This window comes from Arthrobacter nitrophenolicus (genome assembly GCF_000332815.1).
Lineage (GTDB): Bacteria > Actinomycetota > Actinomycetes > Actinomycetales > Micrococcaceae > Arthrobacter > Arthrobacter nitrophenolicus.
Genome location: NZ_AOFD01000035.1, coordinates 1 through 26130, shown reverse-complemented (window position 1 = coordinate 26130; position 26130 = coordinate 1). Strand labels below are relative to the sequence as shown.

Below are 26130 nucleotides of genomic sequence, written 5' to 3'. Positions count from 1 at the left end.
GTCCTACCCGGTGTCATGGCCTTCTGCTCTACTAGATGAATGACAACGCTGACTGAAAACACAGTCGCCGGCAACGATGACCGGCGAGACAACCAGAACAACACCGAGGGCCAGAATGGCCGGAAGCTCATGATCGCCCTGGATGTGGACGGCACGCTCGTGAACCATGACGGCCACATGTCGCCGGGTGTCCGGGAAGCTGCGCAGGCCGTAGTGGGCGTGGGACATGAAGTCATGATTGCCACCGGCCGGTCCCTGAATGCCACCCTGCCCATCATCGAGAAGATCGGGATCGAGCGCGGCTACGCCGTGTGCTGCAACGGCGGCGTAACCCTGCGCCTTCACCCCGAACTGGAGGACGGCTACGAGGTCATCCACAAGGCAACCTTCGATCCCGCCCCCGCACTCCGCGCCCTCCGGGAACGGCTGCCGTCCGCCAAGTACGCCCTGGAGGACGCTGACGGCAACTTCCTCTCCACCGAGCGGTTCCAGGACGCCAGCTTCGGGGTGGAAGCCGTAGGTGTGGATTTCCATACCATGCTCGAAGCCACGGCAGTGCGCGTGGTGGTGTTCAGCACCGAAAACACGCCGGAGGAGTTCAACGAGGCCATCCGCCACATCGGCCTTGCCGGCGTCACCTACTCGGTGGGCTGGACCGCGTGGCTGGACATTGCCGCAGCCGGGGTTACCAAGGCCAGCGCCCTGGAAAACCTCCGCCTCCAGCTGGGCATCGATCCGGACCTCACCGTTGCCATCGGCGATGGCCGGAACGACATCGAGATGCTTGCCTGGGCAGGCAGGGGCGTGGCCATGGGCCAGGCGCCGGAGGAAGTGCTGGCCGTCGCTGACGAAGTCACCCACTCGGTGTTCGACGACGGCGCCGCCCACGTGCTGCGCAGCCTCCTCTAGGGATCCGTCCGGAAGGCCCGGTGAACCGGCTGCGGGCGGACGGTGAGGGCTGCCTGGTCCTGACCCCGCCGCCAGCCAAGGCAGAATAGGAACCATGACCCCTACGACGTTCGCCCTCGTCCGCCACGGCCAGACTGACTGGAACGCCGAGCGCCGGCTGCAGGGAGCCACTGATATTCCCCTGAACGACGTCGGCCGCGGCCAGGCGCGTGACGCCGTCGCCGTCCTCGCCCCGTACCAGTGGGACGCCATCGTTTCCTCGCCGCTGAGCCGTGCGGCCGAAACAGCAGACCTGATCGCCGAAGGCCTGGGCCTGGCAGTGGCCCGGCGCGTACCGGAACTGACCGAGCGCAGCTTCGGCCCGGCCGAGGGCATGCAGGCAGGGCCTGAGCTGGAGGCCCTGCGCGTTCCTGGCGGCTTCAAGGGCGCCGAGAGCGAGGACGAGGCAGCAACCCGCGGCCTCGCCGCGCTGGAAGCCCTCGCCGACGAGTTCCGCGGCCAGCGCCTCCTGGTGGTGACGCACGGCACGCTGCTCCGCGTCACCCTGAGCCGCGCCACCGGGCAGACCCTGACGAGCGTCAACAACGCCGTCCTCAACCTGGCGCACCACCACACCATCGACGGCTGGCAGCTTGAATACTTCAACGGGGAACCTGTGCTGGCGGCCACCTCAAGCTAAATACAGTCCCGACGGCGGCCGGCGGCTTTGCCGGTCAGCGCACCTCGAGGATCAGTCCCAGCAGCCGGGCCGCCGCCGGCCGTGCTGCGTGCTCCTCGTTCCACTGCGCCCGCGCCACCGCCTTGCTGACGGCCTGGGTGGTGATGCCCAGTTCCTGCGCCACAGCCTTTTGCTGCCCGCGGACGCCGGGCGTCAGCAGGTCGAGCACCCGCCACTCGGCGCCGGACCTGTCGCGCACAATATGGCCGAGCAGCCGGAGCACCGCCTCGGCGTCGTGCGCCACGTCGGCCAGCGGACCCTCCACCGCCACAGGAACGCGGTCCTTGCTGCTGCGCAGCCGGTCCACTGCCCGCCGCGCGTAGACCAGGCCGTGTCCGGAAGCATCCTTGATCTGGTTGGGCAGCGGCTCGTTCACCGGTCCCACCCCGATCCCCACATACCATAAGCCGCTGCGCAGGGCGATCAGCGCCGCATCCACCGCCTGGTGCGGGCAGTCGACGATGCCCTGAACCTCGTCCTCCACGGAGCGGTCAAAGTCCAGGCGCGCCGGAATATGCCGCAGGTCCTTGAGAAGCTGCGGAACCCGGTCCCCATCGCGCCGGCTGTCCGTTTGATTGATAGTCAGCGTGAACATTCTGGCTACACACTACCCGGTGGTAGGAATCCCGGAACTCGAGTGTTACGGCTGGTCAAGCCGTAAGACGGACCCGATCCTGCCGCTGGCAGTTGCCTCTGCCCGGCCCATCTGTTGCGATGGAGTGACGGCTGCCGGAAGGCGGCGGACGCGACGTGAGGATGGCTATGACCGGCAGCATGGGGCAGGACGACGCAGTGCAGGACGATCCAGTGCAGCACGACGCAGGGCAGGAAGAACTCGAACTGGTGGACCGCTGGTGGCGGGCCGCCAACTACCTTTCGGTTGGCCAGATCTACCTCCGCTCCAACCCGCTGCTGGGTGAACCGCTCGCAGCGGAGCACACCAAGTCCAGGCTGCTGGGGCACTGGGGGACCACCCCCGGACTTAATTTCGTCTACGCCCACCTGAACCGCGTGATCCGCCGCGACTCCACCGAGATGCTTTTTGTGGCCGGACCCGGCCATGGTGGTCCCGCCGTCGTCGCCAATGCCTGGCTGGAAGGCACTTACTCGGAGATCTACGCCCACGTGGGCAATGACGCCGAGGGCATGGCGGAGCTCTTCCGCCAGTTCTCCTACCCGGGCGGCATCCCCAGCCATGCCGCGCCGGAGAGCCCCGGCTCCATCAGCGAGGGCGGTGAACTTGGCTACTCGCTTGCCCACGCCTACGGCTCGGTGTTCGACAACCCGCAACTGGTCACCGCCGTGGTTATTGGCGACGGCGAGGCTGAAACCGGGCCGCTGGCCGCCAGCTGGCACTCCCACAACTTCCTGGACCCGGCAGCCGACGGTGCCGTGCTGCCCATCCTGCACCTCAACGGCTACAAGATCGCCAACCCCACCGTCCTTGCACGGATGCCGGAGCAGCAGCTGGAACAGCTGCTGCGCGGCTACGGCCACGAGCCCTATTTCGTCACTGTGGACGATCCCGACGCCTTTGAAAAAGCGCACCGTGACTTCGCAGAAGCGCTGGACCGCTGCATGGCGGAGATCCGTGCCATCCAGGACGCCTGTCGGGCCCCCGCCGAAAACTCGGAAACCCGGAATGCCACGGACCAGGCCGCACCCCGCTGGCCCATGATCGTGCTGCGTTCGCCGAAGGGCTGGACCGGGCCGCGCAGCGTTGACGGGAAGCAGGTGGAGGGCACGTGGCGCAGCCACCAGGTCCCGCTCTCGGAGGTGCGGACCAACGGGGACCACCTGCGGCAGCTTGAGGAGTGGCTGAAGTCCTACCGCCCCGGGGAACTGTTCGACGGCGACGGCCGGCTCCGGCCCGACGTCGCCGAGGGGGCGCCAACCGGGAACTTCCGGATGAGCGCCACGCCCCACGCAAACGGCGGCCTGCTCCGGCGCGCCCTGAAACTGCCCCAGTACCGGGACCACGCGGTGGAAGTTCCGGCCCCCGGCACGGAGCGGGTGAGTCCCATGATCACGTTGGTTCATGGATGCGGGACGTCATCTCCCTGAACATGGAAAACTTCCGGCTCTTCGGCCCGGACGAGACGGCGTCGAACCGGCTGCAGAACGTCTACGAGGTCACGGACAAGGTGTGGCAGTACCGGATCGACGACGTCGACGAGCACCTCGCCCGGTCCGGCCGGGTCATGGAGGTCCTGAGTGAGCACCTGTGCCAGGGCTGGCTCGAGGGTTACCTGCTGACCGGACGCCATGGGGTGTTCAGCTGCTACGAGGCGTTCATCCACATAGTCGACTCCATGTTCAACCAGCACGCCAAATGGCTCAAGGTCCACCGCAAGCTGCCGTGGCGCCAGCCGGTGGCGTCACTGAACTACCTGCTGTCCTCGCACGTCTGGCAGCAGGACCACAACGGCTTCTCGCACCAGGACCCGGGGTTCATCGACCATGCGGTGAACAAAAAAGCCGAGGTGATCCGGGTGTACCTGCCGCCGGACGCGAACACCCTGCTGTCCGTCATGGAGGGCTGCCTGGCGTCCACGGACTACGTGAACATCGTGGTCAGCGGCAAACAGCCGTCCCCCACCTGGCTGGGACCGGCCGATGCCGCCCACCATTGCCGGCGCGGGCTGGGAATCTGGGGGTTCGCCGGGTCCGAAGTCCCCGGTGAGGAGCCGGACGTGGTCCTCGCCTGCGCGGGCGACGTCCCCACCGTGGAAACCGTGGCCGCGGCGGAACTGCTCCGCGATGGCGTTCCCGGGCTGAAGGTCCGGGTGGTCAACGTGGTGGACCTGATGCGGCTGCAGGACGAGAGCGAGCACCCGCACGGGCTCCCGTCACGGGATTTCGACGGGATCTTCACCACGGACAAGCCGATCATCTTCGCCTACCACGGCTACCCGGCGCTGATCCACCGGCTCACCTACCGCCGCACCAACCAGGAAGGCATGCACGTGCGCGGGTACAAGGAGGAGGGAACCACCACAACGCCCTTCGATATGGCCATGCTGAACGGCATCGACCGTTTCCAGCTGGCGATCGATGCGATTGACCGCGTTCCGGGGCTGGCCGAGAAGCACTCGCTCCTGCGGCAGGACCTGCAGGACCGGCGCATGCGGGCGAGGGACCACACCAGGGAGCACGGTGAAGACCTGGAGGAGATCCGGGACTGGAAGCTGGGGGTTGACCGGCTTTAGTCCGCCAACTCTTCCAACGAGCAGGCCGGCAGGTGGATCCACCCCTCCGTCAGCGCGGCGGCGGCCTGGGTTTCGCCGGGCAGGAGCGTGCGACGGCGGGCCACGGCGCGGGCGGTGAGCGAAGCGACGACGGCGTCGAACAGGTCGTCCGATCCGGCCAGTTTGTCCCCGTACCCGGCCAGGTCCAGCCAGGCGCCTGGCTTCGCAGGGCGTCCAGCAGCACCCCGAGCCGTTCCGCCTCGGGAATTCCGCGTCCCTTGTAGCCGCGCCCGTTGAGCCCCCAGATCTTCAGCGAAGCCGCCGGATAGACCTCCGCCAGCCGGCCGGAGCCGTCCCTTGCCTGCGGTCCATGGAGCGCCGCGACTTTTGCCTGGATCACGGCGCAGCGCATGGCCGGATGGGCCAGCCGGTCCGCGGAGACGCTCAGCGGGATGAGGCCCGTGCGTGCGGTGACGAACCGGTCGGTGTCCCGGTAGGCCAGGAGGCGCCGCCCGGCTATGCCGTCGTGCGCCAGGACCGGTCCGGCGTCGAACGCTGCGTGCCCGGTGAGGAACGGGACCAGCGCGTCCGGCCAGCCCACGGGACAGTCGACGCCGGCCATGTCGCAGGTGCCGAACAGGTCCACGATCCCCTGGTCGTCCACATCGAGTTCAAGGTGCACCAGTTTCGCTGCACCGCCGCTCCACTCGATGACAGCCACCGCGGTCTTCTTCGTGGCCGCAGCCAGGTCCACGCCGAGCGTCTTCACGTGACCAGAGTCTACCTTCGGTTGGTCCGGCCGGCGCCGGACACCACGTGACTCCCTGCCCGGGTTCTGCAACTCTGGTGCGTGGTGGGCTGCCCGGCCGACCCTGCGTGAAAGGACCCATCCCCGTGCCATGGCTTGACGTACTCGGCAACGACATCCACTACACGGACTCCGGCCGCGGCCGCCCTGTGGTGCTGCTCCACGGCCATGCCTCGGGGGCAGCATGCTGGGAGCCGATCATCAGCGAACTGCAACAGGGCTTCCGCGTCCTGGCCTATGACACCTACGACCATGGCTGGTCCTCCAACTCCCCGCGGCGGGGGCCGCTGGTGGACCGGGTTGCCGAGCTGGACGCCTTCATCACCGCCCTCGGCCTTGAGCAGCCGGTCATCGTGGGCCAGTCAATGGGCGGCATGACGGCACTCCGCTGGGCCGTCCGCCACCCCGACGGTGCTGCTGCGCTGGTGGTGTGCGGGATGGGCTGGCCGCTGGTGGTGCCGCCTCCCGGACAGGCCGGCCAGCCGGAAAAATTCGAGGTGTTCAGCTCACTGGACGACGACGAGCGGATCTGGCTGGGCGTCGGAAACTCTTTCACGGAGCAGTGGGTCGCCGACAACCCGCGCGACTATGCCCGCTACATCCGGATCCGTTCCACCGCCACCGCCATCGAGGCCGCCAGGCATCCCCGCAGCCTTGAGGAAAGCCAGGGGGAATTCCTCAGCGCCGACCCGGCCGACGTCGAGTGGTTCCAGCAGGGCCTGGAATCAGTAGCCAGCCCGCTGCTGGTGCTGATCGGGGACCAGGAAAGGCCGCGGATCCGGCGCGGAGCCGAGCACGTTGCCGCAACAGTGCCCGGCGCCCGGTTCCTGGTGGTCGAGGATGCCGGGCACAACGCCTACTTCCAGCGCCAGGACATCCTGGTGGAGGCCATCAGGAACATAGCCGGCGCGGCCTGAACTCCGGGATTAGGCGGCCTGGTAGGTGAGGGCCCCCGGGATTCCGCCCGCGTCACCCAGCACATCACCGCGGGCGAAGCTGCCCAAAGCGCCCGCACCTGCCTGCCCACCGCGTCCACCTCGTCCCAGCCGGCACCGGCGATCAGGCCGACGCCCTCCCACGTGCTGCGCGTGCCGAAAAGCAGCGGAAGGTCGATGGTGTGGGCAGCGCCAAAAATGTTGCCCGGCGCGTGCCAGTGCAGGATGTAGCGGTGTGCACGGCCGCCTGCGCGTGCGTGGCGGCGGGCAAACCTCCGGGCCGCCCTGCCGTACACGGTTTCGGTGACCACCCGGTCCACAGCGCGCACCGCCGCGGCTCCCACCACGGGAACGCCCTGCACCCGCATCAACAGCCGGTTCCGTGGCAGGAACAGCCGCGCTTCTTCCGAGGTATGCCCAATCAGCACGTCAATGCCCGGGGCGGAACGGTTCCAGCTGCCTCGATGTCCTCTTCTTCGGGCAGCGGCGCGTGACCGTACTGGGTACCGAAGGGCATCGCCGCCAGCATCCCGAACCTGCGGGCCACCTGGGCAACATGCGCTTCCCGCTCCACCACCTCCATGGCCGGAGTGTCCTCGGTGACCGCATCGGCCGCGATGCCCATGGCGTGGTTCATCTTCGCGCGGCCCCGGGCAATGCCCAGCGGTGCGCTCTGGATGATGGCCCGTTGAAAGAGCGACGGCGCTTCCGGCGTCGCCATGAGGTGGGCGATGGCATCACCACCGGCGGACTGGCCGAACGCGGTCACCCGGCCGGGGTCGCCGCCGAAGGCAGCGATGTTCCGCCGCACCCACCTGAAGGCTTCCAGCTGGTCCAGCAAACCAAGGTTTCCGGGCCGGCCGTTGTGCGTGGCCAGGAATCCGAACAGCCCCAGCCGGTAGGTCACGGAAACCACCACCACACGGTTTTCGGCCACCAGCACGGCAGGATCGAAGATCGCGAGGTCGCCCGAGCCCGTGGTGTAGGAGCCGCCGTGGATCCACACCATGACGGGCAGGCGTTCATCGGCGGCGGCATCCCCGGGCATGGTGATGGACAGGTTCTGACAGTCCTCGCTGCCGGGAAGTTCGCCGTACCGGGTGCCCAGGACGTCGTCGAGGAAGGGAACCGGCCCCTGCGGGCATGCCGGCGCCAGCGAGGTGGCGGAGAAGGGCTTCGTCCAGTCCGGAACCGGGACGGGCGGCTGGAACCGGGCGGCGGTGGCGTAGGGGATACCGGTGGCGCGGAGGACGTCCCCGTCGCGCCAGCCGAGCACGGGACCGCAGGGGGGACTGAAGATAGCCTCGGAAATCACAGGTTCACGATTCCACATCCTGCCTTTGAGTTTTTGTCCACGTAAGGCGACTTGCGGGCTTGGGAAGCCGCCATACATGGACAAAAACGTCACGTTAAGGCCGACGGCGGGTGCCCGGCTCTTGCGAACCAGGCACCCGCCGTCGGTCCTATGACTGGGCCCACGCCGTCAGGGTTCCCTGGCCGAGCGAAGCGAGGTAGGGGGGACGGTGGGGACTAGTGTGCGGTGGGCACGTAGCGCTTGATGGACGCTTCCAGCTCTGCCTCGGCGGCGGCGCGGTCGCCCCAGCCCTCGGCCTTGACCCACTTGCCCGGCTCCAGGTCCTTGTAGCGGGTGAAGAAGTGCTCGATTTCCTTGATCAGGAACTCGTTGACGTCGCTGACTTCCTGGATGTGGTCAAAGCGGGCATCCACCGGAACGCACAGGATCTTGGCGTCTCCGCCGCCGTCGTCGGTCATGTTGAAGACGCCGATGGGGCGGGACTCAACGATGACGCCGGGGTGCAGGTCGAAGTCCTGCAGGAGCACCAGGGCGTCCAGGGGATCGCCGTCCTCGCCGAGGGTGTTTTCGAAGTACCCGTAGTGGGTGGGGTACTGCATGGCGGTGAAGAGGACGCGGTCCAGGCGGACGCGGCCGGTCTCGTGGTCAACTTCGTACTTGACGCGCGATCCCTTGGGGATCTCGATGGTCACGTCGTGCTTCATGGAATGCTCCTCGGCAATTGCAGGGGGTGCGCGGCACACTTGACGGGCCCACAAAAAGGAGTGTCCGTGCCGCCGACTACAATTGAGGATATAGCGAGAGGCCCTGGAATCAGGAACTTGTGGGGAAATTTCAGGACTTGAGGACCAGCACCAGCATGACCAAAACAACCGGCACGGATCCGTGGCCTGACCGCATCCGCCGGGGTGTCATTGACGGCGGGGAGCGTGCGCGCCGCACCTGGCCGCAGGCCCTGCTCCTCGCACTCCTGGTGGTGCTGGCCATCCCCGCCGTACTGCTCGTGGCCCCCGGATTCCTTGGCCCGGAGCCGCCCGCCCCGCCGCCTGCTGCTCCGGAGTGGCAGCAGGCCCCCGCCACTCTTTCCCCGCACCAAGGCCTTCGGTCTTTGGACGCATCCGCCGCGGTTCCGTCCCGGGAATCGCTCACCGCCCAGGTGGACCCCCTGTTAAAGGCCGACGGCGGCGGCGGGTTCACGGGCATCGTCCAGGATGCGCTCACGGGCCAGGTCCTCTTCGACAGGGGTGCCTCCGAAGGCCGGGTGCCGGCGTCGAACATGAAGCTGCTGACGGCGATGGCGGCGCTGCGCACCCTGGGCCCGGAGCATCGATTCAGCACAACCGTGACTGCCGGCCCGGCCGCGGGCCAGGTGGTTCTCACGGGCGGCGGGGACGTCCTGCTGGGCCCCGGGGAATCCGACGCGGAGCGAGTGCTGGGCCACGCCGGCCTTGCCACCCTGGCGGCCCGGACCGTGGAGGGGCTGCAGGCACGTGGAACAACCGGCGAAGTCAAAGTCCTGGTGGACGATTCCCTCTTTACCGGGCCTGCCCTCAACCCCGCCTGGCAGGAAGGCGATGTTGCCGCCGGCGAGGTGGCGCCGCTCTATCCGCTGGCACTGAACTCGGCACGTTTCGATCCTGCCGTCACCACCGGACCGCGCCCGCAGGACTCGGCCATCACCGCCGCCCAAGAGTTCGCCGCCCGGTTGCGGGAAGCGGGTGCGGCCGCGGGACTTACTGTGGCGGCCGGCGTCGAACGTTCACCGGGGGCGGCCCAAGGCGGGGCGGACGGCGGGTCTGGCGCGGACCCTGCCGTCCTGGCGGAAGTGGAATCGGCCACGGTGGCCCAGCAGGTCGACCTGATGCTGCGGGAATCGGACAACTACCTCGCCGAGGCACTGGGCCGTCTGGCTGCCCTAGCTACCGGCCAGCCCGGCAGCAACGACGGCGCCACGGCGGCTGTCCAGGCCCAGGTGGCAGCGGCCGGCATCCCGGCCGACTCCATGAAACTCGTTGATGTGTGCGGGCTTGCGATGGGCAACCAGGTCTCCGCCCGCCAGTTCGCCGAGGTGGTCCGTGCCATGACGGCCGGCACCGACGCCAGGCTCAGGGAAGCGCTGGACGGGTTCCCCGTGGCCGGCCTGACCGGCACCCTGGACACCCGGTACGGGGAAGGCACCACCGCGGGCGGCGCGGGGCTGGTGCGGGCCAAAACCGGCACGCTGAACACCGTGCTGGCGCTGAGCGGCTATGTGGTGGATGCGGATGGCCGCCTCCTGGTGTTCTCCTTCATCGGCAACGGACTCACGCCCGGTGCTGCGGGCAACAAGGTGGCACTGGACAGGGCGGCCACGGCCCTCGCCGCCTGCGGCTGCCGCTAGGACTCTGCCGCTAAGACTCGCGGCGGACCGGTTCCGTGGCCGCAAGCTGCGGCGCCACGCTGGCGGACGCCGCACCCGACGGCGGTGCCGCCTCCGCTGCCATGGCGGCAGGGGCAGCGGTGCCCAGCAAGGCGGCCATGACGACGGCGGCAACCACCGATGTCCAGCCTTGCGCGGACCGGCGGTCAGGGGAGCAATGGGGCGGTAGGGAATCATGGTTACCTCCTGGGGACATGGGCTCAGCGGATATAAGCGGCCGCGGACCGCATAACCGGCGCGGGCGAGCGCCGGTTATGCGGGCCAGGGCCGTTCGTGCGGACCGGCCGTTCGTGCGGACCGGGCCGCCGGCTTGATAGCAACAACATTGCCGGGCCCTCTTAGGCAAGGGCTTTCGGGATCCTGTGCGCGGACTGTGTGCGCGGACTCTGTGAAGCGGACTGCGTGAATCCGCGCCGGCAGGGAAGTCCCGTGCGGTTCGCCGGTCAGCGAACTTAAGGACGATCCACGGCCTGCTGTGTTCTGATGGGACCTATGGAGTCCACTGCACGCGAGTCCGCATCGACCTTGCCTCATCGGACGGGTCGGAAGCCCTGTCCACGAACGGGCAGTCCACCAGTGCGCAGCCGAACACTGCCCAGCCAGGTTCAGCCCAGCCAGTTTCTGCCCAATCCCTGATCAACTGGGACCTTGCCGCCTCAACCGCGGCGCGGCTGGCTCCTGCCGGGCCGGTCCTGAACCAGGCGGAAATCGCGGAAGCCGTGGACAGCCTGCGCCGACTCGCCGACGCCTCCGTATCCCATGTCCACGAAATCACCGGGCTCGAAGCCGCGCGGGACCTGCGGGACTCCACAGTTCTCGTGGTGGACAGGGCATCCTGGGCGAAGGCCAACACCCAGAGCTTCGCCGTGATGCTGAAGCCCGCCATGGAGAAGATGCTTGAAAGCCGCCGCGGAACCTTGAGTCCTGCGGCAGCCAGCGTCAGCGGCGCCATCACCGGAAGCCAGTTGGGCGCCGTCCTTGCCTTCCTGTCGAGCAAGGTGCTCGGCCAGTACGATCCCTTCGCAGCGATGGCCGAAGGGTCCAACGCGCCGTCGGGCGGCAGGCTCCTGCTGGTTGCGCCCAACATCGTGTCCGTGGAGCGCGAGCTTAACGTCACGCCGGAGGACTTCCGTCTTTGGGTGTGCCTGCACGAGCAGACCCACCGCGTTCAGTTCGCCGCTGCCCCCTGGCTGCGGCACCACATGCTGCAGCAGATCGACGAACTCAGCGGGCACCTGCTGGGCAACGTCGACTCGCTGATGGAGCGGGCCACGGCGGCCGCCCGCTCGCTGAAGGACCGCACGGCCACCGGCACCACCCCCGGCCGGGGCGCCATCCTGGACCTGCTGCAGGACCCGGAGGAAAAGGCCGCCATCTCGCACCTCACGGCCGTGATGAGCCTGCTGGAGGGGCACGCGAACGTGGTGATGGACGCCGTCGACGCCAGCATTGTGCCGTCCGTGAAGACCATCCGGCAGCGCTTCAACGACCGCGGCAAGGACCGCGGCGTGATCGAGAAGTTCATCCGCAGCTCCTGGGACTCGATGCCAAGATGCGCCAGTACTCCGATGGCGCCCGGTTTGTCCGCGCCGTGGTGGACGTTGCCGGGATGGAAGGGTTCAACCGGGTCTGGGAGTCGGTGGACCACCTGCCACCGAGCCTGAGATCCACGACGCCAAGCTGTGGCTTGAGCGGATGGGACTGTAATTGCCGGAGGCTGAAGTTGTTCCTGCGGCTGCCGCTCCCGCAAGCGTCCCCGGCAGGACCATCAGCACAGGCAGGACCATCAGCACAGGACGACGGCGGCCCGGCAGGCTGGCGCCCGTCGTTGGCACCGCGCGCAAGATGTTGGGCGACGCCCTGGCGCAGGCCGGGTATCCCCGCCACGTCCTGGTGGCCTGCAGCGGCGGGCCGGACTCGCTGGCGCTCGCCGCCGTCGCAGCCTATTTCGCACGCCGCGGGCACGTTGAGGGCCACCCGGTGACGGTGGGTGCGGTGGTGGTGGACCACCAGCTCCAGGAAGGTTCCGGCCACGTGGCCGCACGCACGGCAGCGGCGCTGACGGACCTTGGACTGTCACCGGTGGAGATCCGCGCCGTGACCGTGGCGGGCGCGGGCATGGGCCCGGAGGCCGCGGCCCGGGAAGCGCGGCACGAAGCCCTGGAAGCGGCGGCTGCCGGCCAGGGCGCTGACGCAATCCTGCTCGGGCATACGCTCGATGACCAGGCCGAACAGGTATTGCTGGGGCTTGCCCGCGGCTCGGGAACCCGTTCCCTCGCCGGCATGCGGCCTGCCCGCCGGGGCCAGGGAAACAGCGTCCTGCTGCGGCCGTTCCTGGGCCTCCGGCGCGCGGATACCGAGGAGATCTGCGCCGTGGAGGAACTGGAGCCCTGGCACGATCCCACCAACGCTGACCCGTCCTTCGCCAGGTCCCGCACCCGGGTGGAGGTCCTCCCGCACCTTGAGGAGAAGCTGGGTCCGGGCGTTGCCGAATCCCTGGCCCGGACGGCAGCCATCCTGCAGCTCGACGCCGACTACCTCGAGGATGTGGCCGAAAGCACCTACGCCGCCCTGGCCGAGCGGACCGGTCCCGACGTCGCCCTCCCCGAGGAGGCGTTGCGCGCCTTGGCCCCCGCCATCCGGTTCCGCGTGATCGCCAAGGCAGCGGCCGACGTCGGCGGGCAACAGCCCAGCTACCAGCGGCTCCTTGCGGCGGAGGCGCTGCTGCGGCGGCAGGGCTCCGCGGGTCCCGTCCAGCTTCCTGGCGGAGTAGGCGTGTACCGGTTGTCGCTGGCTGAACTGGAAAGCGCCCCGGACGATGCCGGGCCGGATCAGCCCGGATCCGTTCCCCGTGGAGGGCCGCGCTGTGGGAAGCTAGTGTTCCGGCATCAAAAGCCGCCCACAAAATAGTCGCACCCCGCATCTACACAGGAGCCATTGGTGGATTCAAACGACGTCCAGGCAGACCTCAAGCACGTTCTCTACACCAAGGAACAGATCCAGCAGCGGATCACCGAACTCGCAGCCCAGATCGACAAGGACTACGAGGGACGCGAAATCCTCATCGTGGGCGTGCTCAAGGGCGCTGTCATGGTCATGGCCGACCTGGCCCGGGCGCTGCACAGCCACATCTCGATGGACTGGATGGCTGTCTCCTCCTACGGCTCCGGCACGCAGTCCTCCGGCGTGGTGCGCATCCTCAAGGACCTCGATACGGACCTGATGGGCAAGGACGTGCTGATCGTCGAGGACATCATCGACTCCGGCCTGACCCTGTCCTGGCTGAAGACCAACCTGGAATCGCGCGGCACCGCGTCCGTGGAAATCTGCACCGCGTTCCGCAAGCCCACCGCCGCCAAGGTGGAAATCGACGTCAAGTACGTGGGCTTCGACATCCCCAACGAGTTCGTGGTGGGCTACGGCCTGGACTACGCCGAGAAGTACCGCAACCTGGACTTCGTGGGCACGCTGGCCCCGCACGTATACGAGTAAGCCATGGAACTCGGCGCTTTTTCGGTAGGCCTCGCCGTGGAGGACCTTGCGGCGTCCATGGAGTTCTACGGGAAACTGGGCTTCACGCAGTACGCCGGGGATCCGGCCCAGAACTGGGTGATCATGAAGAACGGCCACGCGAACATCGGGCTGTTCCAGGGGATGCTTGAGAAAAACGTGCTGATCTTCAACCCCGGCTGGAACCAGGACGCCGAAGCGCTCGGGTCGTTCACGGATGTCCGTGAACTCCAGCGGCAGCTGAAGGCCCAGGGCGCCAGGTTCGACGCCGAGGCGGACGAGGCAACAACGGGCCCCGCAAGCGCGATCCTGGCAGATCCGGACGGCAACCCCGTCTACCTGGACCAGCACGTGTAGGTGCCGCGTGTGTACCCAGCAGTCCCCGGGCCAGCCCCGGCGCCCGTACGCCTACAGGGAACTTTTGCTTTTCACCATGCGTGATCTACTCCGGACGGTGTATAGCTAGAAGCTGACGCAGCACCATCACGCGCGCAAACTACTCGCCGTGCAGCACTACCAGAAGGGACGGGGCCAGCCCCCGAACAGATGAAAGCTAAGAACTTTTTCAAGGGCCCGGGCATCTGGATCGTCGTCGTGGTCGGTCTGCTCCTGGTGGCTTTTGCGACGCTGGCTCCCGGCGGTGCGGCACGGATCGACACCGACAAGGGCCTTGAACTGCTCGCCGGCGACCAGGTGGAGCAGGCAAAGATCTTCGACGGCGAAAACCGGGTTGACCTGACGCTGCGGGACAACCTGAACCTGGACGGCCAGGACAAGGGCAAGAGCGTCCAGTTCTTCTTCGTGGACGCCCGCGCGGAAGACGTGGTTAAAGCTGTCACCGATGCCCGTCCGGCCCAGGGTTACACGGACCAGCCCATCGAGAGCAACTGGTTCTCCGGCCTGCTGTCCCTCCTGATCCCCGTCATCCTCCTTGGCGCACTCTTCTGGTTCCTCATGACCCGTATGCAGGGCGGCGGCTCCAAGATCATGCAGTTCGGCAAGTCCAAGGCCAAGATGGTCAGCAAGGACATGCCGCAGGTGACCTTCGCGGACGTCGCCGGCTCCGACGAGGCCGTCGAGGAACTGCAGGAAATCAAGGAATTCCTGCAGGAACCCGCCAAATTCCAGGCCGTCGGTGCCAAGATTCCCAAGGGCGTACTCCTCTACGGCCCTCCGGGCACCGGTAAGACCCTCCTGGCCCGCGCCGTCGCCGGCGAGGCCGGCGTCCCCTTCTTCTCCATCTCCGGTTCCGACTTCGTGGAAATGTTCGTCGGTGTGGGTGCCTCCCGCGTCCGCGACCTCTTCGAGCAGGCCAAGGCCAACTCCCCGGCCATCATCTTCGTTGACGAGATCGACGCCGTCGGCCGCCACCGCGGTGCCGGCATCGGCGGCGGCAACGACGAACGCGAACAGACCCTGAACCAGCTGCTGGTTGAGATGGACGGCTTCGACGTCAAGACCAACGTGATCCTCATCGCCGCCACCAACCGTCCCGACGTGCTGGACCCCGCGCTGCTCCGTCCGGGCCGCTTCGACCGCCAGATCGGCGTGGATGCCCCGGACCTGATCGGCCGCGACCAGATCCTGCAGGTACACGCCAAGGGCAAGCCGATGGCCCCCGGCGTCGACCTCAAGGCAGTCGCCAAGAAGACCCCCGGCTACACGGGCGCGGACCTTGCCAACGTGCTCAACGAGGCCGCGCTGCTCACGGCCCGCTCCAACGCCAACCTGATTGATGACCGTGCGCTGGACGAGGCCATCGACCGCGTCATGGCCGGCCCGCAGAAGCGCAGCCGGGTCATGAAGGAACACGAACGCAAGATCACCGCGTACCACGAAGGCGGCCACGCCCTGGTGGCGGCCGCGCTGCGCAACTCCGCGCCGGTCACCAAGATCACCATCCTGCCCCGCGGCCGCGCCCTCGGCTACACCATGGTGGTCCCGGAGAACGACAAGTACTCCGTAACCCGCAACGAACTCCTGGACCAGATGGCCTACGCCATGGGTGGCCGCGTGGCCGAGGAGATCGTCTTCCACGACCCGTCCACCGGCGCATCGAACGACATCGAGAAGGCCACCGGCACCGCCCGCAAGATGGTCACCGAATACGGCATGAGCGAGCGCGTGGGCGCCGTCCGCCTCGGACAGGGCGGTGGCGAGCCGTTCCTGGGCCGCGACGCCGGGCACGAGCGCAACTACTCGGACCAGATCGCTTATGTGGTGGACGAGGAAGTGCGCCGCCTGATCGACCAGGCCCACGACGAGGCCTACGCCATCCTCACCGAGAACCGCGACGTCCTGGACCGCCTGGCCCTCGAACTGCTGGAACGCGAAACGCTGAACCAGGCCGAGATTGCCGACATCTTCCGTGACGTCCGCAAGCGCGACTTCCGCGAGGTGTGGCTGTCCAAGGAGACCCGGCCGGTGCAGATGGCCGGGCCCGTGGAAACGCCGCGGGAACGGGCCGAACGCGAGGCGCAGGAGGAAGCCAAGCAGGCCCGCCTGGACGAGCCGCTGGACGCCCAGCCCCCGCATCCGCAGGGCGTCCCGGAGGATGCACCGTTCAAGGGCGGGGTCACGGACTCGGGGCCTGACGCCCTTCGCGGCTAAGCTTTCTTCGTGACTTCCTTCGACGACGACGACGTTCCCGCTTCCGCCGACACCCTGGCGGAGGATGGTTCCTCCCATTCCAAGCACCAGAAAGTGGACCGGCCAAGGATCGAGGCGGCCGTCCGCGAAATCCTGCTGGCCATCGGCGAGGACCCCGACCGCAGCGGCCTGGTCGACACCCCGAAACGGGTGGCCAAGGCGTACGCGGAAGTGTTCGCCGGGCTGCACCATGACCCGGCGGACGTCCTGTCCACCACCTTCGACCTGGACCACGAGGAACTGGTCCTGGTCAAGGACATCCCCTTCTACTCCACCTGCGAGCACCACCTGGTGCCGTTCCACGGAATGGCCCACGTTGGTTACATCCCCTCGCATGACGGAAAAATCACCGGGCTGAGCAAGCTGGCCCGGCTGGTGGATATCTACGCCCGCCGCCCCCAGGTACAGGAGCGGCTCACCACTGAGATCGTCGAAGCACTGGTCCGCCACCTCAACCCGCGTGGCGCCATCGTTGTTGTCGAATGCGAGCACATGTGCATGTCAATGCGCGGTATCCGCAAGCCCGGAGCGAAGACCGTCACCAGCGCGGTCCGCGGGCAGCTTCATGACCCGGCCACCCGTGCCGAAGCCATGAGCCTCATCCTCGGAAGGTAACCAAACAGACCATGGACTCACTAGCTGCAGCCCCGGGAACCGGGCCCGCAACCTCGCCGCTGCCCATCCTGCGCAAACCGCGCCCGGCAGCGCGCTTCGAAGACCTTCCCACCGACCGCACCCTGGTCATGGGAATCCTGAATGTCACGCCCGATTCCTTCAGCGACGGCGGCAAGCATGCCACCGCGGACAGCGCCATCGCCGCCGGCCTGCGTATGTTTTACGCCGGAGCGGACATCATCGACGTCGGGGGCGAATCCACCCGCCCGGGCGCTGAGGACGTCAGCCCGGAAGAAGAGCAGCGCCGCGTCATTCCCGTCATCGAGGCCCTGGTCAAGGCGGGGGCGCTGGTCAGCATCGACACCACCCACGCCTCCACCGCTGCTGCCGCAGTGGCCGCCGGCGCGGCGATCATCAACGACATCTCCGGCCTCAGCATCGAACCTGAGATGGCCGAACTCGTGGCCGCTTCCAAGGTCCCGTACATCCTCACCCACCGCCGCGGCGACGCCCGGACCATGAATTCCCTAGCGGAATACACGGATGTGGCCGGGGAAGTGGTGGCCGAACTCGCCGGCGTGCGGGACAAGCTCTACGCCGCGGGCGTCAGCCAGGAGCAGATCATCATCGATCCAGGCCTCGGCTTCGCGAAGAACGACGCGCAGAACTGGGAGCTCCTGCAGAACCTGGACCAGCTGGACAGCCTGGGCCACAAGGTCCTGGTAGGTGCTTCCCGCAAGCGGTTCCTGGGAACCCTGCTGACCGTGGCCGGCAAGTCTGCCTCTCCTGAGGAGCGCGACTCCGCCACCGCCGCGATCACCGCCATCTGCGCCTACCGCGGCGCCTGGGCGGTCCGCGTGCACGACGTCGGCGCCAGCCTGGACGCCGTCAAGGTCGCCGCCCGCCTCGCGGCCGCCTCCACAACGACGTAAGGGCCGGGGGACCCATGGACAGGATTACGCTGACCGGTGTGACCGCCGTCGGCCATCACGGCGTTTTTGATTTCGAACGCCGCGACGGCCAGCCTTTTGTCGTGGACGCAGTCCTGTACCTGGACTTCGCCAAGGCGGCGGAATCCGACGACGTCGCCGACACAGCGCACTACGGCGAGGTTGCGCAGCGTATTACCGAATGGGTCTCGGGTGAACCGCTGAATCTGATCGAAGCCCTGGCTGTCAGGATTGCCGACAGCCTGCTGGCGGAATTCCCACTCCGGGCGGTGGACATCACCGTGCACAAGCCGCAGGCACCCATCGAGGTGCCCTTCGGCGATGTGGCAGTCTCTGTCCACCGCGAGAAGCCCGTGCACCGGGAACAGCCGGCCCGGCGGGAACGGTCCGCGCACGGGGAGAGGCCCGTGGAGGGGGATACGGCGTGAATGCCGGCTATGCCAAGGTGGTGCTGGCCCTTGGCAGCAACCTGGGGGAGCGGAACGACACGTTGTCCGAAGCGGTGGGGGACCTCGTTGACCCGCCGGAAGTACGGCTCCTGGACGTGTCCCCGATCGTCCAGACCAAAGCGGTGGGTGGCCCGCCAGGCCAGCCCGACTTCCTGAACATGGTCATCACGGTGGAAACCAGCCTTTCCCCGCTCGAGCTGCTGGCACACTGCCATGCGGTGGAGAACAAGCACCACCGGGTACGGGAGGTGCGCTGGGGACCGCGGACGCTCGACGTCGACATCATCACCTACGGGGACCTCCGCAGCGACAACCCCGTGCTCACGCTGCCGCATCCCCGGGCCGCCAGCCGGGCCTTCGTCCTGTACCCCTGGTCCCTGATTGAACCCGCCGCAACGCTGGAGGGTGAACGCATCAGCGCGTTGGCTGCCCGGGCTGACGACTTCGAAGACCTGGCGCCGTTCGACGGCTTCGGGGATTTCGACGGTATGCCCACGGCCGGGGCGGTGGAGGAACGATGAAGCCCATCAGCCCGCTGCGCCTCCTGGTCATCGGCGTCATCCTGGCCGTTGCCGGCTGGTCGGCCACAGTGGTCACCAGCCGGTACAGCATGGCCACTCCGGTCCTGCCTGCCACCGCCCTCGCCACCATGGGCGTGATCGTGGCCATCACCCTCATCCTGGGGATCCGCGTCCTGCGGTGGCGCAACAGCCTCAAGGACAGCACCAAAAAGAAGACCGTGCTGGATCCGCTCCTGGCCGCCCGCACCCTGGTCCTCGCCCAGGCATGCGCCTACGCAGGCACCGTACTCCTGGGCTGGCACGTGGGCATTTTCCTGGACCAGCTGCGCATCTGGAGCCTCCGCAGCGACCAGGGCATCACCTGGCTGGCCCTGGCCATGGCCGGCGGCGGACTGGTGATGATCGTGGTGGGCCTGCTGGTGGAGCGCTTCTGCCGGATCCCGCCGGAGGACGGCGACACCAAGGGCGTGGACGGCAAGCCCGGCCGCGCGGTCCGCGGGGAGGCCGCAGGGGAAGGCGAATATGCATACCGGGGCGATTGATCCGCCGGGCATCGTCTGGCAGCGGGTCTCGCCCAAGTACGTCACGGTCCGCCTGGTGGAGTGGGCCCTGGGCAACGTGGTTGCCGTACTGCTGCTGTCCCTGCCCCTGGTGTTCGTGCTCCTGGGCTGGTGGATCTGGCCGCCGCTTTGGCTGGCCGTCGCCGTTCCCGCCGGGATGCTCGTGGTTGCTGTCTGGCGGCTGGTGCTGATCCCGCGCCAGGTCCGCGCCATTGGCTATGCAGAACGGGACGACGACCTCCTGATCCGCACCGGAATCTTCTTCCAGCGCACTATGGCCGTTCCGTACGGCCGGATGCAGTACGTGGACATCGGGGTGGGGCCGGTGGAACGCGGGCTTGGCCTGTGCACGCTCAAGCTGCATACCGCGTCGCCCGGAACCAACGCCAGGATCCCGGGCCTGCCCGCAGCCGAAGGCGCCCGGCTCCGTGAACAGCTGGCAGCCCGGGGCGAAGCCAGGCTGGCAGGGCTGTGACCGCTGACGGGCGGATCCCCGGCCCGGGCGGGCCTGCAAACGCGCCCCTGCCGGCCGCCTCCCCGCCGCCCGCTGCAGGCCAGTTGGCGCCCGACGGCGAGTGGTTGCGCGTGCACCCAGCCTCGCCGTTCGTCCGGGGCTGGCTGGCGCTGGTGGCGATCGGTTTCTTCTTCGGCCGCGACATTTTCGAGCGGTCGCTCCAGGGCCGGCCCGTGTTCGAGGAAGGGCTGGCAGGCCGGGCGCCGTTCCTGCTGGCCGGCGGCGGGACCGTGCTGCTGCTCACCGTGCTGGGTTTCGTCCTCACCTGGTACTTCACCAAGTACCAGGTATCCGGCGGCTACGTCAGGGTCAACACCGGCTTCCTGTTCCGCCAGCAGCGGCAGGCGAGGCTGGACCGGGTGCAGGCCATCGACATCGTGCAGCCGCTGCTCGCCCGGATCTTCGGCCTGGCCGAACTGAGGTTCGAGGTGGCCGACGCCGGGGAGTCAGCCGTGCGCCTGGCCTACCTGAAGATCGACGAGGCCCGGCAGCTCCGCGCCACCATCCTCGCCCGGGCCGCAGGTGTGGACCTCGGCCCGGAAGGGGCGGGGGAGGCCGCGCCCGAGGCGCCGGAACTCCCGGTGCTTGCGGTGCCGCCGTCGCGCCTTGTCGGTTCGCTGCTGCTCAGTGAGCAAAGCTTTTTCGTGGCCCTGGGCGCCGTGGTGTCCGTGGTCCTGTCCGCCGTCACGGACAACCAGGGGTTCTACCTGTACCTGATTCCGGCGGCTCTGGGCCTCGCGGCGAGCTACTGGAACCTGTTCAACAAGGGCTACAACTTCACTGCCGCCATCTCGCCGGACGGCATCCGGCTCCGGTACGGGCTGCTGGACACGCAGGCGCAGACGCTCCCGCCCGGCCGGATCCAGGCCCTGAAGATCACCCAGCCGCCGCTGTGGCGGCCGTTCGGCTGGTACCGGATGCAGGTCAACGTTGCCGGCTACGGCCTGGCGGAGAACGCGGGGGAGGGGACATCGCGCACCACGCTCCTGCCCGTGGGGAAGCTCGAGGACGTCATGGGCATGCTCGCGCTGGTGCTGCCGGATCCCGGCACGGACCAGCCGGCTGCTGTTTTTGGTGCCGGCCTCACCGGACTGGATTCCGAGGGCGGCTTCGTCACCACGCCGCGGCGCGCACGGCTTCTTGCCCCGCTGGGCTGGCGCCGGAACGGTTTCACGGCCACCGGCACTGCCCTGCTCATCCGCTCCGGCCGGTGGTGGCGGGAACTTGTGGTGGTGCCGCACCAGCGAACCCAGTCCATGGCGCTGCACCAGGGACCTCTGGCGCGCCGGTTCGGTGTTGCCGACCTGGTCCTGCACACCACGGCGGGCCCGGTCACTCCCCGGCTGGCCCAGGCGGACAGCCACGAGGCACTCGCGCTGTTCGACGCCCAGTCAGCCAGGGCCAGGCTCGCCAGGAAGCGGCAAACCACAGAACAATGGCTCCGGCAGGTGGCACCGGCAGGGATTGAACCGCAGCCGGGTGCTGTTGAACCGGCGCCGGGTGCAGTTGAACCAGCACCGGCCGCAGCTGAACCGGGGCCGGTGGTCCAGCCCGCGGAAAGCCCTGCCCACGATCAACAGGAAGGCCGCCAGCATGGCTAAGCCCGGACGCCTCGGCGTCGGAATCATTGGTGCAGGGAAAGTGGGGGCGGTCCTTGGCGCCGCCTTGCGCGCAGCGGAACATGCGGTCGTCGGGGTGTCTGCGGTGTCTGATGCAAGCCGTGAGCGGGCTGAATCGCTGCTTCCCGGCGTTCCGGTCCTGCAGGTGCAGGACATCGTGGAGCGCGCGGAACTGGTGCTGCTCGCGGTGCCGGACGATGCCTTGCCGGATCTCGTAGACGGGCTGGCCACCCTGGGTGCGTGGCAGCCGGGCCAGCTGGTGGCACATACGTCGGGCCGGTTCGGGGTGGGCGTCCTGCATCCCGTGCGTGCCGCGGGTGCGGTTCCGCTGGCACTGCATCCGGCCATGACCTTCACCGGGATGAGCCTTGACCTTACCCGGCTGCTCGACTGCACCTTCGGGGTCACCGCGGACGCGGCCATGCTTCCTATTGCCCAAGCGCTGGTGGTGGAGATGGGGGCGGAACCGGTGGTTATCGCCGAGGCAGACCGCACGCTCTACCATGCAGCGCTGGCGCACGGGTCAAACCACCTGGTAACCCTAGTGGCGCAGGCCTCCCAGCTGCTGGGCGAGGTGGGCGTGGAGCAGCCCGAGCGCATGCTTGGCCCGCTGCTGCGCGCCACCCTGGAAAACGCACTGGCCTCGGGCGAATCTGCCCTGACCGGACCGGTGGCGCGGGGCGACGTCGGAACGGTGAGAGCGCACGCGGAAGCTTTGCGCGAGTACGACGGTGGCGGGCAGGGCGACGTGCTGGAGGCCTACCTGGCGATGGCACGGGCCACGGCGCGGCGGGCCGAAGGGCGCGGACTGTTGAAACCCGATCAGCTGGACGGGCTGCGGCACGCCCTGGAACAGAGGGAGGACTGACGATGCCCATCAAGCTCGTGACCACAGTGGCGGAACTGCACGCCGAGAGTGCCCGGCTCCTGGCCGCCAAGCAGGGCGTGTCCCAGGCCCTGGTGCCCACCATGGGCGCGCTTCACGAGGGCCATGCCGCCCTGGCGCGTGCCGCCGTCGCGCAGAACGATGTGGTGGTGGCCAGCATCTTCGTCAACCCGCTGCAGTTCGGCGATGCAGTGGACCTGGACCGCTATCCGCGCACGCTGGACGCGGATCTTGCGCTGCTGGACGCGGAAGGCGTGGACCTGGCTTTCGCGCCTTCGGTGGAGGAGGTCTATCCCGGCGGGGAACCGCTGGTGCGGATCACGTCCGGACGGCTGGGGGAGAAGTGGGAGGGCGCCTCCCGCCCCGGGCACTTCGACGGCGCCCTCACCGTGGTGGCCAAGCTGCTGCACTACGGCATCCCTGCCGCGGGGCTCCCCGGTTCCGGTCCGGCAGTAGCCGATGGTGCCGGAACCCGGCTCCCGGCCTACCGCGCATACTTCGGGCAGAAGGACGCCCAGCAGCTGGCGCTGGTGCGGCGCATGGTGGCTGATCTGAACTTCCCGGTGGAGATTGTGGGGGTTCCCACCGTCCGGTCCGCGGAAGGACTCGCGCTGTCCAGCCGTAACCGGTTCCTCTCGGACGACGAGCGGGAGGCGGCGCTGGTGCTGTCCCGGGCGCTGCGGCTGCTGGAGGCGCGGGCTGCCGCGCGGGAGCCGCTGGACCTGGAATCGGCCGTAGACCTGGTGAAGTCCCAACCGCTCGTGGAGCTGGACTACTTCGATGTGGTGGATCCCGCCACCCTGGAGCCGCTTGCCGAGAACTGCCGCGAGACCCCGTTCCGTGGCGAGGCGCTGGCACTCATCGCCGCAAAGGTGGGGCCGGTACGCCTGATCGACAACGCGCCCCTGAATTCGTGACCGGCACCCCTGGAACCGCGACCCGGGCGCAAGGGGCCTTTCCGCCGGCTACAGTCCGGGGTGCTCGCGGTTGGTCATGAGCTGTTCGAGGAGTGCCCGTTCGGGGCGGCCGGGGTTCCGGGCCACGCACCGTCGTAGCCTCGCGCGGGAGAGCTCTTCGCTGGGATCCTTGCTGCAGAGCAGTTCGTCGATGATTTCCTGTGCCTGCCACCGGAGGGATTCGATGGCGAACTGCCTGATCTCGGCAGGGGTATCGCCGGCCATCCAGGGGTCGGGATCCGAAGGCACGCTTTGGAACAACCGCTCTGCTGACATAGGGGCCTCCTTGCACCAATCCGAAGTGGCCGGTGTGGCTGGCCTCCACGGTGTCCGTAGCACTGCGCGTAGGAAAAACATTACAGCGGGAAAGACCGGTCTGTCTTCCCCACGATAGACTGGGATTGCAATGAATCCCGAGGCAGAATTCACACCGCCTGCCGCCCCTCCGGCGGCAGATGCGGCGATCAGTCCTGCCGGCTCCGTGGAGAAAATCCTGACGGTCGCCTATGACCTCTTCTCCAGGCGGGGTGTCCGCGATGTGGGGGTCAACGAGCTGATCGAGAAGTCGGGCGTGGCCAAGGCGACGTTCTACCGGCACTTCCCGTCAAAGGATTCCCTGGTCCTGGCCTTCCTTGAGCAGCGTGACAAAGAGTGGACCGTCAAAGCCATTGTTTCCGAGGCCCGCCGCCGCGGCAGCACTCCCGAAGAGCAGTTGCTGGCCATCTTCGACGTGTTTGGGGACTGGTTCCTCCGGGAAGACTTCGAGGCCTGCTCCTTCATCAACGTCCTGCTGGAGATGGGTCCGGCCCACCCGCTGGGCCAGGCCAGCATCGACTACCTGGCGAAGATCCGGGGCCATGTGCAGGTGCTGGCGGAGGAAGCCGGGCTAGTCCGTCCGGAGGAGTTTTCCCGGTCCTGGCACATCCTCATGAAGGGGTCCATCATTTCCGCTACCGAGGGTGACATGAAAGCCAACAAGCGCGCGCAGCAGATGGCGGGCTGGCTGATTGAGCACCACCGGCCCGGTTCCTGATTCGCTAACCGTCGTACCGCAGGTTTGCGTGGCTTCAGCCGTAGCTGGGTTCTTCGGGCGCGTTCAGGTGTGAAGCAAGGATGGGACGCCTGAAGCCCAATCGCTAAGGGTCCTGCCCCTGAGGGTTAGGTCCTTTTCTGGATCCGGTGGGAGTTCGATGGGCATGTTGTAGAAGTCGTCCCAGACGGGGTCGTAGGGTGCGATGTCGTCGGCGTCGATGAGGTTGTCGTCTTCTGGTTCTTCCCAGGATGGCTCTTCACATGGGGGATCCAGCAGATGCGGCACAGTATTCATCTCCTTGAGCAGGACGTTGTCTGGCCAGGTGGTTGGTTCCCGGTCGGGTTGTTCGGCGGGGTAGGTGCGGCCGGTGGGTGAGGTCCAGCTTGGTGGTTCGTTTTTTGTTGCTTGGGTGGGTGTCCAGCCGCTGTTGTGTTTAAGCCGGTGGTGCTTTGGGCAGAGTTGTGCCAGGTTGCTGATTCCGGTGGTTCCGCCGTGTTGCCACGCTCGGAGGTGGTCGGCTTCGTTGTCGAGGGCGTTGTTGTTGCAACCGGGGAAGGTACATTTGCCGTCCCTGAGGGCCAGGGCTTGCCGCATTGCTTTGGTGAGCCGGTAGCTGGTGCGGCCGATTTCCAGTGGGGCGCCGTCGCGCGGGTCGATGAGGACGCGGGTGAAGGACTCTGCTCCGTCGGCGAGGAGTTTGCGGGCCATCGACGCGGGGATCGGGCCGTAGCCGTCGAGGGTGGCCGGTTCGTCAGTCATGCCGAGCAGGGCGAACACGGGGACGGTGACGAGGACGTCGGTGCGGGGTGTGGGGACGTTCCCGGTTTCGGGGCTGGCGTCAGGGGACGTGGTGGTGATGCTGGTTCCTGCCTGGCCGCTGGTGTTGGTGCTGGTTCCTGCTTGGCCGGCGCTGTTGTCCTGGGTGGCAGGGTTACTGGTTGCGTCGATGTGACTGTTGGTTCCGAGGTGAGTGTTGTCGGGGATGCCGAGGTCCGCTGCTGGTTCGTCTGATCCGACGAGTGTGGCGAGCCCGAGGAATTCATCCGGGAACTGTTCCTCCGCAACATGTTGAACCTCGTCGCCTTCCGTGTCCCCGCCACCGGCGCCTGTCGTGTCCCCGCCGCCGGCCGGGGAGGCCATGCTCAGCCCGGAGCCGGAGCCGGAGCCGGAGCCGGCGCCGGTGCTGGCGTCTGTGGTGGTAGTTATGGCTTGGGCGGGGGCGAGGAGGCGTCGGGCGACTTCGTCGGCCCTGATTTGGGAAAGAGTGCGGGTTTCGTTGGGGCCCTGGAGGCCGCGGGCGATGGCTGTAGTTTTGTTCCAGGCCGCCAACGCGCAGTCTGCCCGCATATAGACCGCGAACCACGCCATGCCGTCGCGGTCCGGGGTGAATTCGACCCGCCGGTCCACCGCGGACCTTGCGTGGCGTTTTTCGATGGATAAGGGGTGGTGGCGTTCGCGCCAGGCCCGGACCTTGGCCCGCAGCCGGGACGGCACAAGGTTCGCGGCGGGGCAGCCGCGGGCCGGGTTCGGTGCGTCGGGGTCCAGGAAGTGGTCCGCGAGGGCTACGGCGGCGGGG

General features: G+C 67.8%; 24 protein-coding genes and 3 pseudogenes. 20 read left to right on the top strand and 7 right to left on the bottom strand.

What is annotated here, in order from left to right:
- The first annotated feature begins 39 nt into the window (after positions 1-39).
- Complete coding sequence (locus G205_RS13145; protein ID WP_009358399.1) at positions 40-909, top strand: HAD family hydrolase; 870 nt, start codon at positions 40-42, stop codon at positions 907-909.
- 94 nt (positions 910-1003) lie between these two features.
- Positions 1004-1588 (top strand): histidine phosphatase family protein, encoded by a 585-nt coding sequence (locus G205_RS13140; protein WP_009358398.1) that lies wholly within the window; start codon positions 1004-1006, stop codon positions 1586-1588.
- 34 nt (positions 1589-1622) lie between these two features.
- Here G205_RS13140 and G205_RS13135 read toward each other — a convergent pair whose 3' ends face one another.
- On the bottom strand, positions 1623-2222 hold the full coding sequence (locus tag G205_RS13135; RefSeq protein ID WP_009358397.1) for a hypothetical protein: 600 nt from the start codon (positions 2220-2222) through the stop codon (positions 1623-1625).
- A 179-nt stretch (positions 2223-2401) separates the two neighbouring features.
- Here G205_RS13135 and G205_RS13130 point away from each other — a divergent pair.
- A pseudogene (locus tag G205_RS13130) lies at positions 2402-4836 on the top strand (phosphoketolase family protein).
- A 49-nt stretch (positions 4837-4885) separates the two neighbouring features.
- On the opposite strand, the gene G205_RS13125 reads toward G205_RS13130, so the two are convergent.
- Positions 4886-5584: a DUF429 domain-containing protein gene (locus tag G205_RS13125; protein ID WP_009358395.1), complete on the bottom strand. Its 699-nt coding sequence runs from the start codon at positions 5582-5584 to the stop codon at positions 4886-4888.
- A gap of 125 nt (positions 5585-5709) precedes the next feature.
- Here G205_RS13125 and G205_RS20680 point away from each other — a divergent pair, with 125 nt between their 5' ends.
- The gene (locus tag G205_RS20680) at positions 5710-6540 is read left to right on the top strand and encodes an alpha/beta fold hydrolase (RefSeq protein ID WP_009358394.1); all 831 of its coding nucleotides are present in this window, start codon (positions 5710-5712) and stop codon (positions 6538-6540) included.
- Positions 6541-6549: 9 nt separating this feature from the next.
- On the opposite strand, the pseudogene G205_RS13115 reads toward G205_RS20680, so the two are convergent.
- Positions 6550-7891: pseudogene (locus G205_RS13115) on the bottom strand (carboxylesterase family protein).
- Positions 7892-8088: 197 nt separating this feature from the next.
- Positions 8089-8577: an inorganic diphosphatase gene (locus G205_RS13110; protein ID WP_009358393.1), complete on the bottom strand. Its 489-nt coding sequence runs from the start codon at positions 8575-8577 to the stop codon at positions 8089-8091.
- A gap of 155 nt (positions 8578-8732) precedes the next feature.
- On the opposite strand from G205_RS13110, the gene dacB reads away from it, so the two are divergent.
- A complete protein-coding gene (gene dacB / locus G205_RS13105) occupies positions 8733-10253 on the top strand; it encodes a D-alanyl-D-alanine carboxypeptidase/D-alanyl-D-alanine endopeptidase (protein ID WP_009358392.1) in 1521 nt (506 codons plus the stop codon).
- A gap of 10 nt (positions 10254-10263) precedes the next feature.
- On the opposite strand, the gene G205_RS21940 is transcribed toward dacB, so the two are convergent.
- Entirely contained in the window at positions 10264-10410 is a 147-nt protein-coding gene (locus tag G205_RS21940) for a hypothetical protein (protein ID WP_160166612.1), read from the bottom strand.
- Between the two features lie 514 nt (positions 10411-10924).
- Between G205_RS21940 and G205_RS13100 the strand changes: the two are divergent.
- The 14 genes and pseudogenes from G205_RS13100 (at position 10925) to G205_RS13035 (ending at position 23482) form a co-directional block, all read left to right on the top strand.
- Positions 10925-11999, top strand: a pseudogene (locus G205_RS13100) (zinc-dependent metalloprotease).
- Positions 12000-12137: 138 nt separating this feature from the next.
- Positions 12138-13202 carry a tRNA lysidine(34) synthetase TilS gene (gene tilS, locus G205_RS13095; RefSeq protein WP_200859162.1) on the top strand — a complete coding sequence of 355 codons (1065 nt, stop codon included), beginning with the start codon at positions 12138-12140 and terminating at the stop codon, positions 13200-13202.
- Between the two features lie 30 nt (positions 13203-13232).
- Complete coding sequence (gene hpt, locus G205_RS13090; RefSeq protein ID WP_009358389.1) at positions 13233-13784, top strand: hypoxanthine phosphoribosyltransferase; 552 nt, start codon at positions 13233-13235, stop codon at positions 13782-13784.
- A 3-nt stretch (positions 13785-13787) separates the two neighbouring features.
- Positions 13788-14159 carry a VOC family protein gene (locus G205_RS13085; protein WP_009358388.1) on the top strand — a complete coding sequence of 124 codons (372 nt, stop codon included), beginning with the start codon at positions 13788-13790 and terminating at the stop codon, positions 14157-14159.
- Between the two features lie 189 nt (positions 14160-14348).
- Positions 14349-16412, top strand: a complete 2064-nt coding sequence (ftsH, locus tag G205_RS13080) for an ATP-dependent zinc metalloprotease FtsH (RefSeq protein ID WP_009358387.1) — start codon at positions 14349-14351, stop codon at positions 16410-16412.
- 9 nt (positions 16413-16421) lie between these two features.
- On the top strand, positions 16422-17066 hold the full coding sequence (gene folE, locus G205_RS13075; RefSeq protein WP_009358386.1) for a GTP cyclohydrolase I FolE: 645 nt from the start codon (positions 16422-16424) through the stop codon (positions 17064-17066).
- 11 nt (positions 17067-17077) lie between these two features.
- A complete protein-coding gene (gene folP, locus G205_RS13070) occupies positions 17078-17998 on the top strand; it encodes a dihydropteroate synthase (protein WP_009358385.1) in 921 nt (306 codons plus the stop codon).
- A gap of 14 nt (positions 17999-18012) precedes the next feature.
- Positions 18013-18444: a dihydroneopterin aldolase gene (gene folB, locus G205_RS13065; RefSeq protein ID WP_009358384.1), complete on the top strand. Its 432-nt coding sequence runs from the start codon at positions 18013-18015 to the stop codon at positions 18442-18444.
- Positions 18441-18986, top strand: a complete 546-nt coding sequence (gene folK / locus G205_RS13060; protein WP_009358383.1) for a 2-amino-4-hydroxy-6-hydroxymethyldihydropteridine diphosphokinase — start codon at positions 18441-18443, stop codon at positions 18984-18986. Before folB ends, folK begins: the two co-directional genes overlap by 4 nt.
- Positions 18983-19528 (top strand): DUF3180 domain-containing protein, encoded by a 546-nt coding sequence (locus G205_RS13055; protein WP_009358382.1) that lies wholly within the window; start codon positions 18983-18985, stop codon positions 19526-19528. The genes folK and G205_RS13055 overlap by 4 nt, the downstream gene beginning before the upstream one ends.
- Entirely contained in the window at positions 19509-20021 is a 513-nt protein-coding gene (locus G205_RS13050) for a PH domain-containing protein (RefSeq protein WP_009358381.1), read from the top strand. The genes G205_RS13055 and G205_RS13050 overlap by 20 nt, the downstream gene beginning before the upstream one ends.
- On the top strand, positions 20018-21661 hold the full coding sequence (locus G205_RS13045; RefSeq protein WP_009358380.1) for a PH domain-containing protein: 1644 nt from the start codon (positions 20018-20020) through the stop codon (positions 21659-21661). Before G205_RS13050 ends, G205_RS13045 begins: the two co-directional genes overlap by 4 nt.
- Positions 21654-22547 (top strand): Rossmann-like and DUF2520 domain-containing protein, encoded by an 894-nt coding sequence (locus G205_RS13040; RefSeq protein WP_009358379.1) that lies wholly within the window; start codon positions 21654-21656, stop codon positions 22545-22547. Before G205_RS13045 ends, G205_RS13040 begins: the two co-directional genes overlap by 8 nt.
- A 2-nt stretch (positions 22548-22549) precedes the next feature.
- A complete protein-coding gene (locus G205_RS13035; protein WP_009358378.1) occupies positions 22550-23482 on the top strand; it encodes a 4-phosphopantoate--beta-alanine ligase in 933 nt (310 codons plus the stop codon).
- 48 nt (positions 23483-23530) lie between these two features.
- Here G205_RS13035 and G205_RS13030 read toward each other — a convergent pair whose 3' ends face one another.
- Complete coding sequence (locus tag G205_RS13030) at positions 23531-23797, bottom strand: hypothetical protein (RefSeq protein ID WP_009358377.1); 267 nt, start codon at positions 23795-23797, stop codon at positions 23531-23533.
- Between the two features lie 130 nt (positions 23798-23927).
- Between G205_RS13030 and G205_RS13025 the strand changes: the two genes are divergently transcribed.
- Positions 23928-24554 carry a TetR/AcrR family transcriptional regulator gene (locus G205_RS13025; RefSeq protein WP_009358376.1) on the top strand — a complete coding sequence of 209 codons (627 nt, stop codon included), beginning with the start codon at positions 23928-23930 and terminating at the stop codon, positions 24552-24554.
- 63 nt (positions 24555-24617) lie between these two features.
- On the opposite strand, the gene G205_RS22920 is transcribed toward G205_RS13025, so the two are convergent.
- Positions 24618-26130 (bottom strand): HNH endonuclease signature motif containing protein (locus G205_RS22920; protein ID WP_009358375.1); only part of this gene is annotated, 1513 nt, incomplete at its 5' end.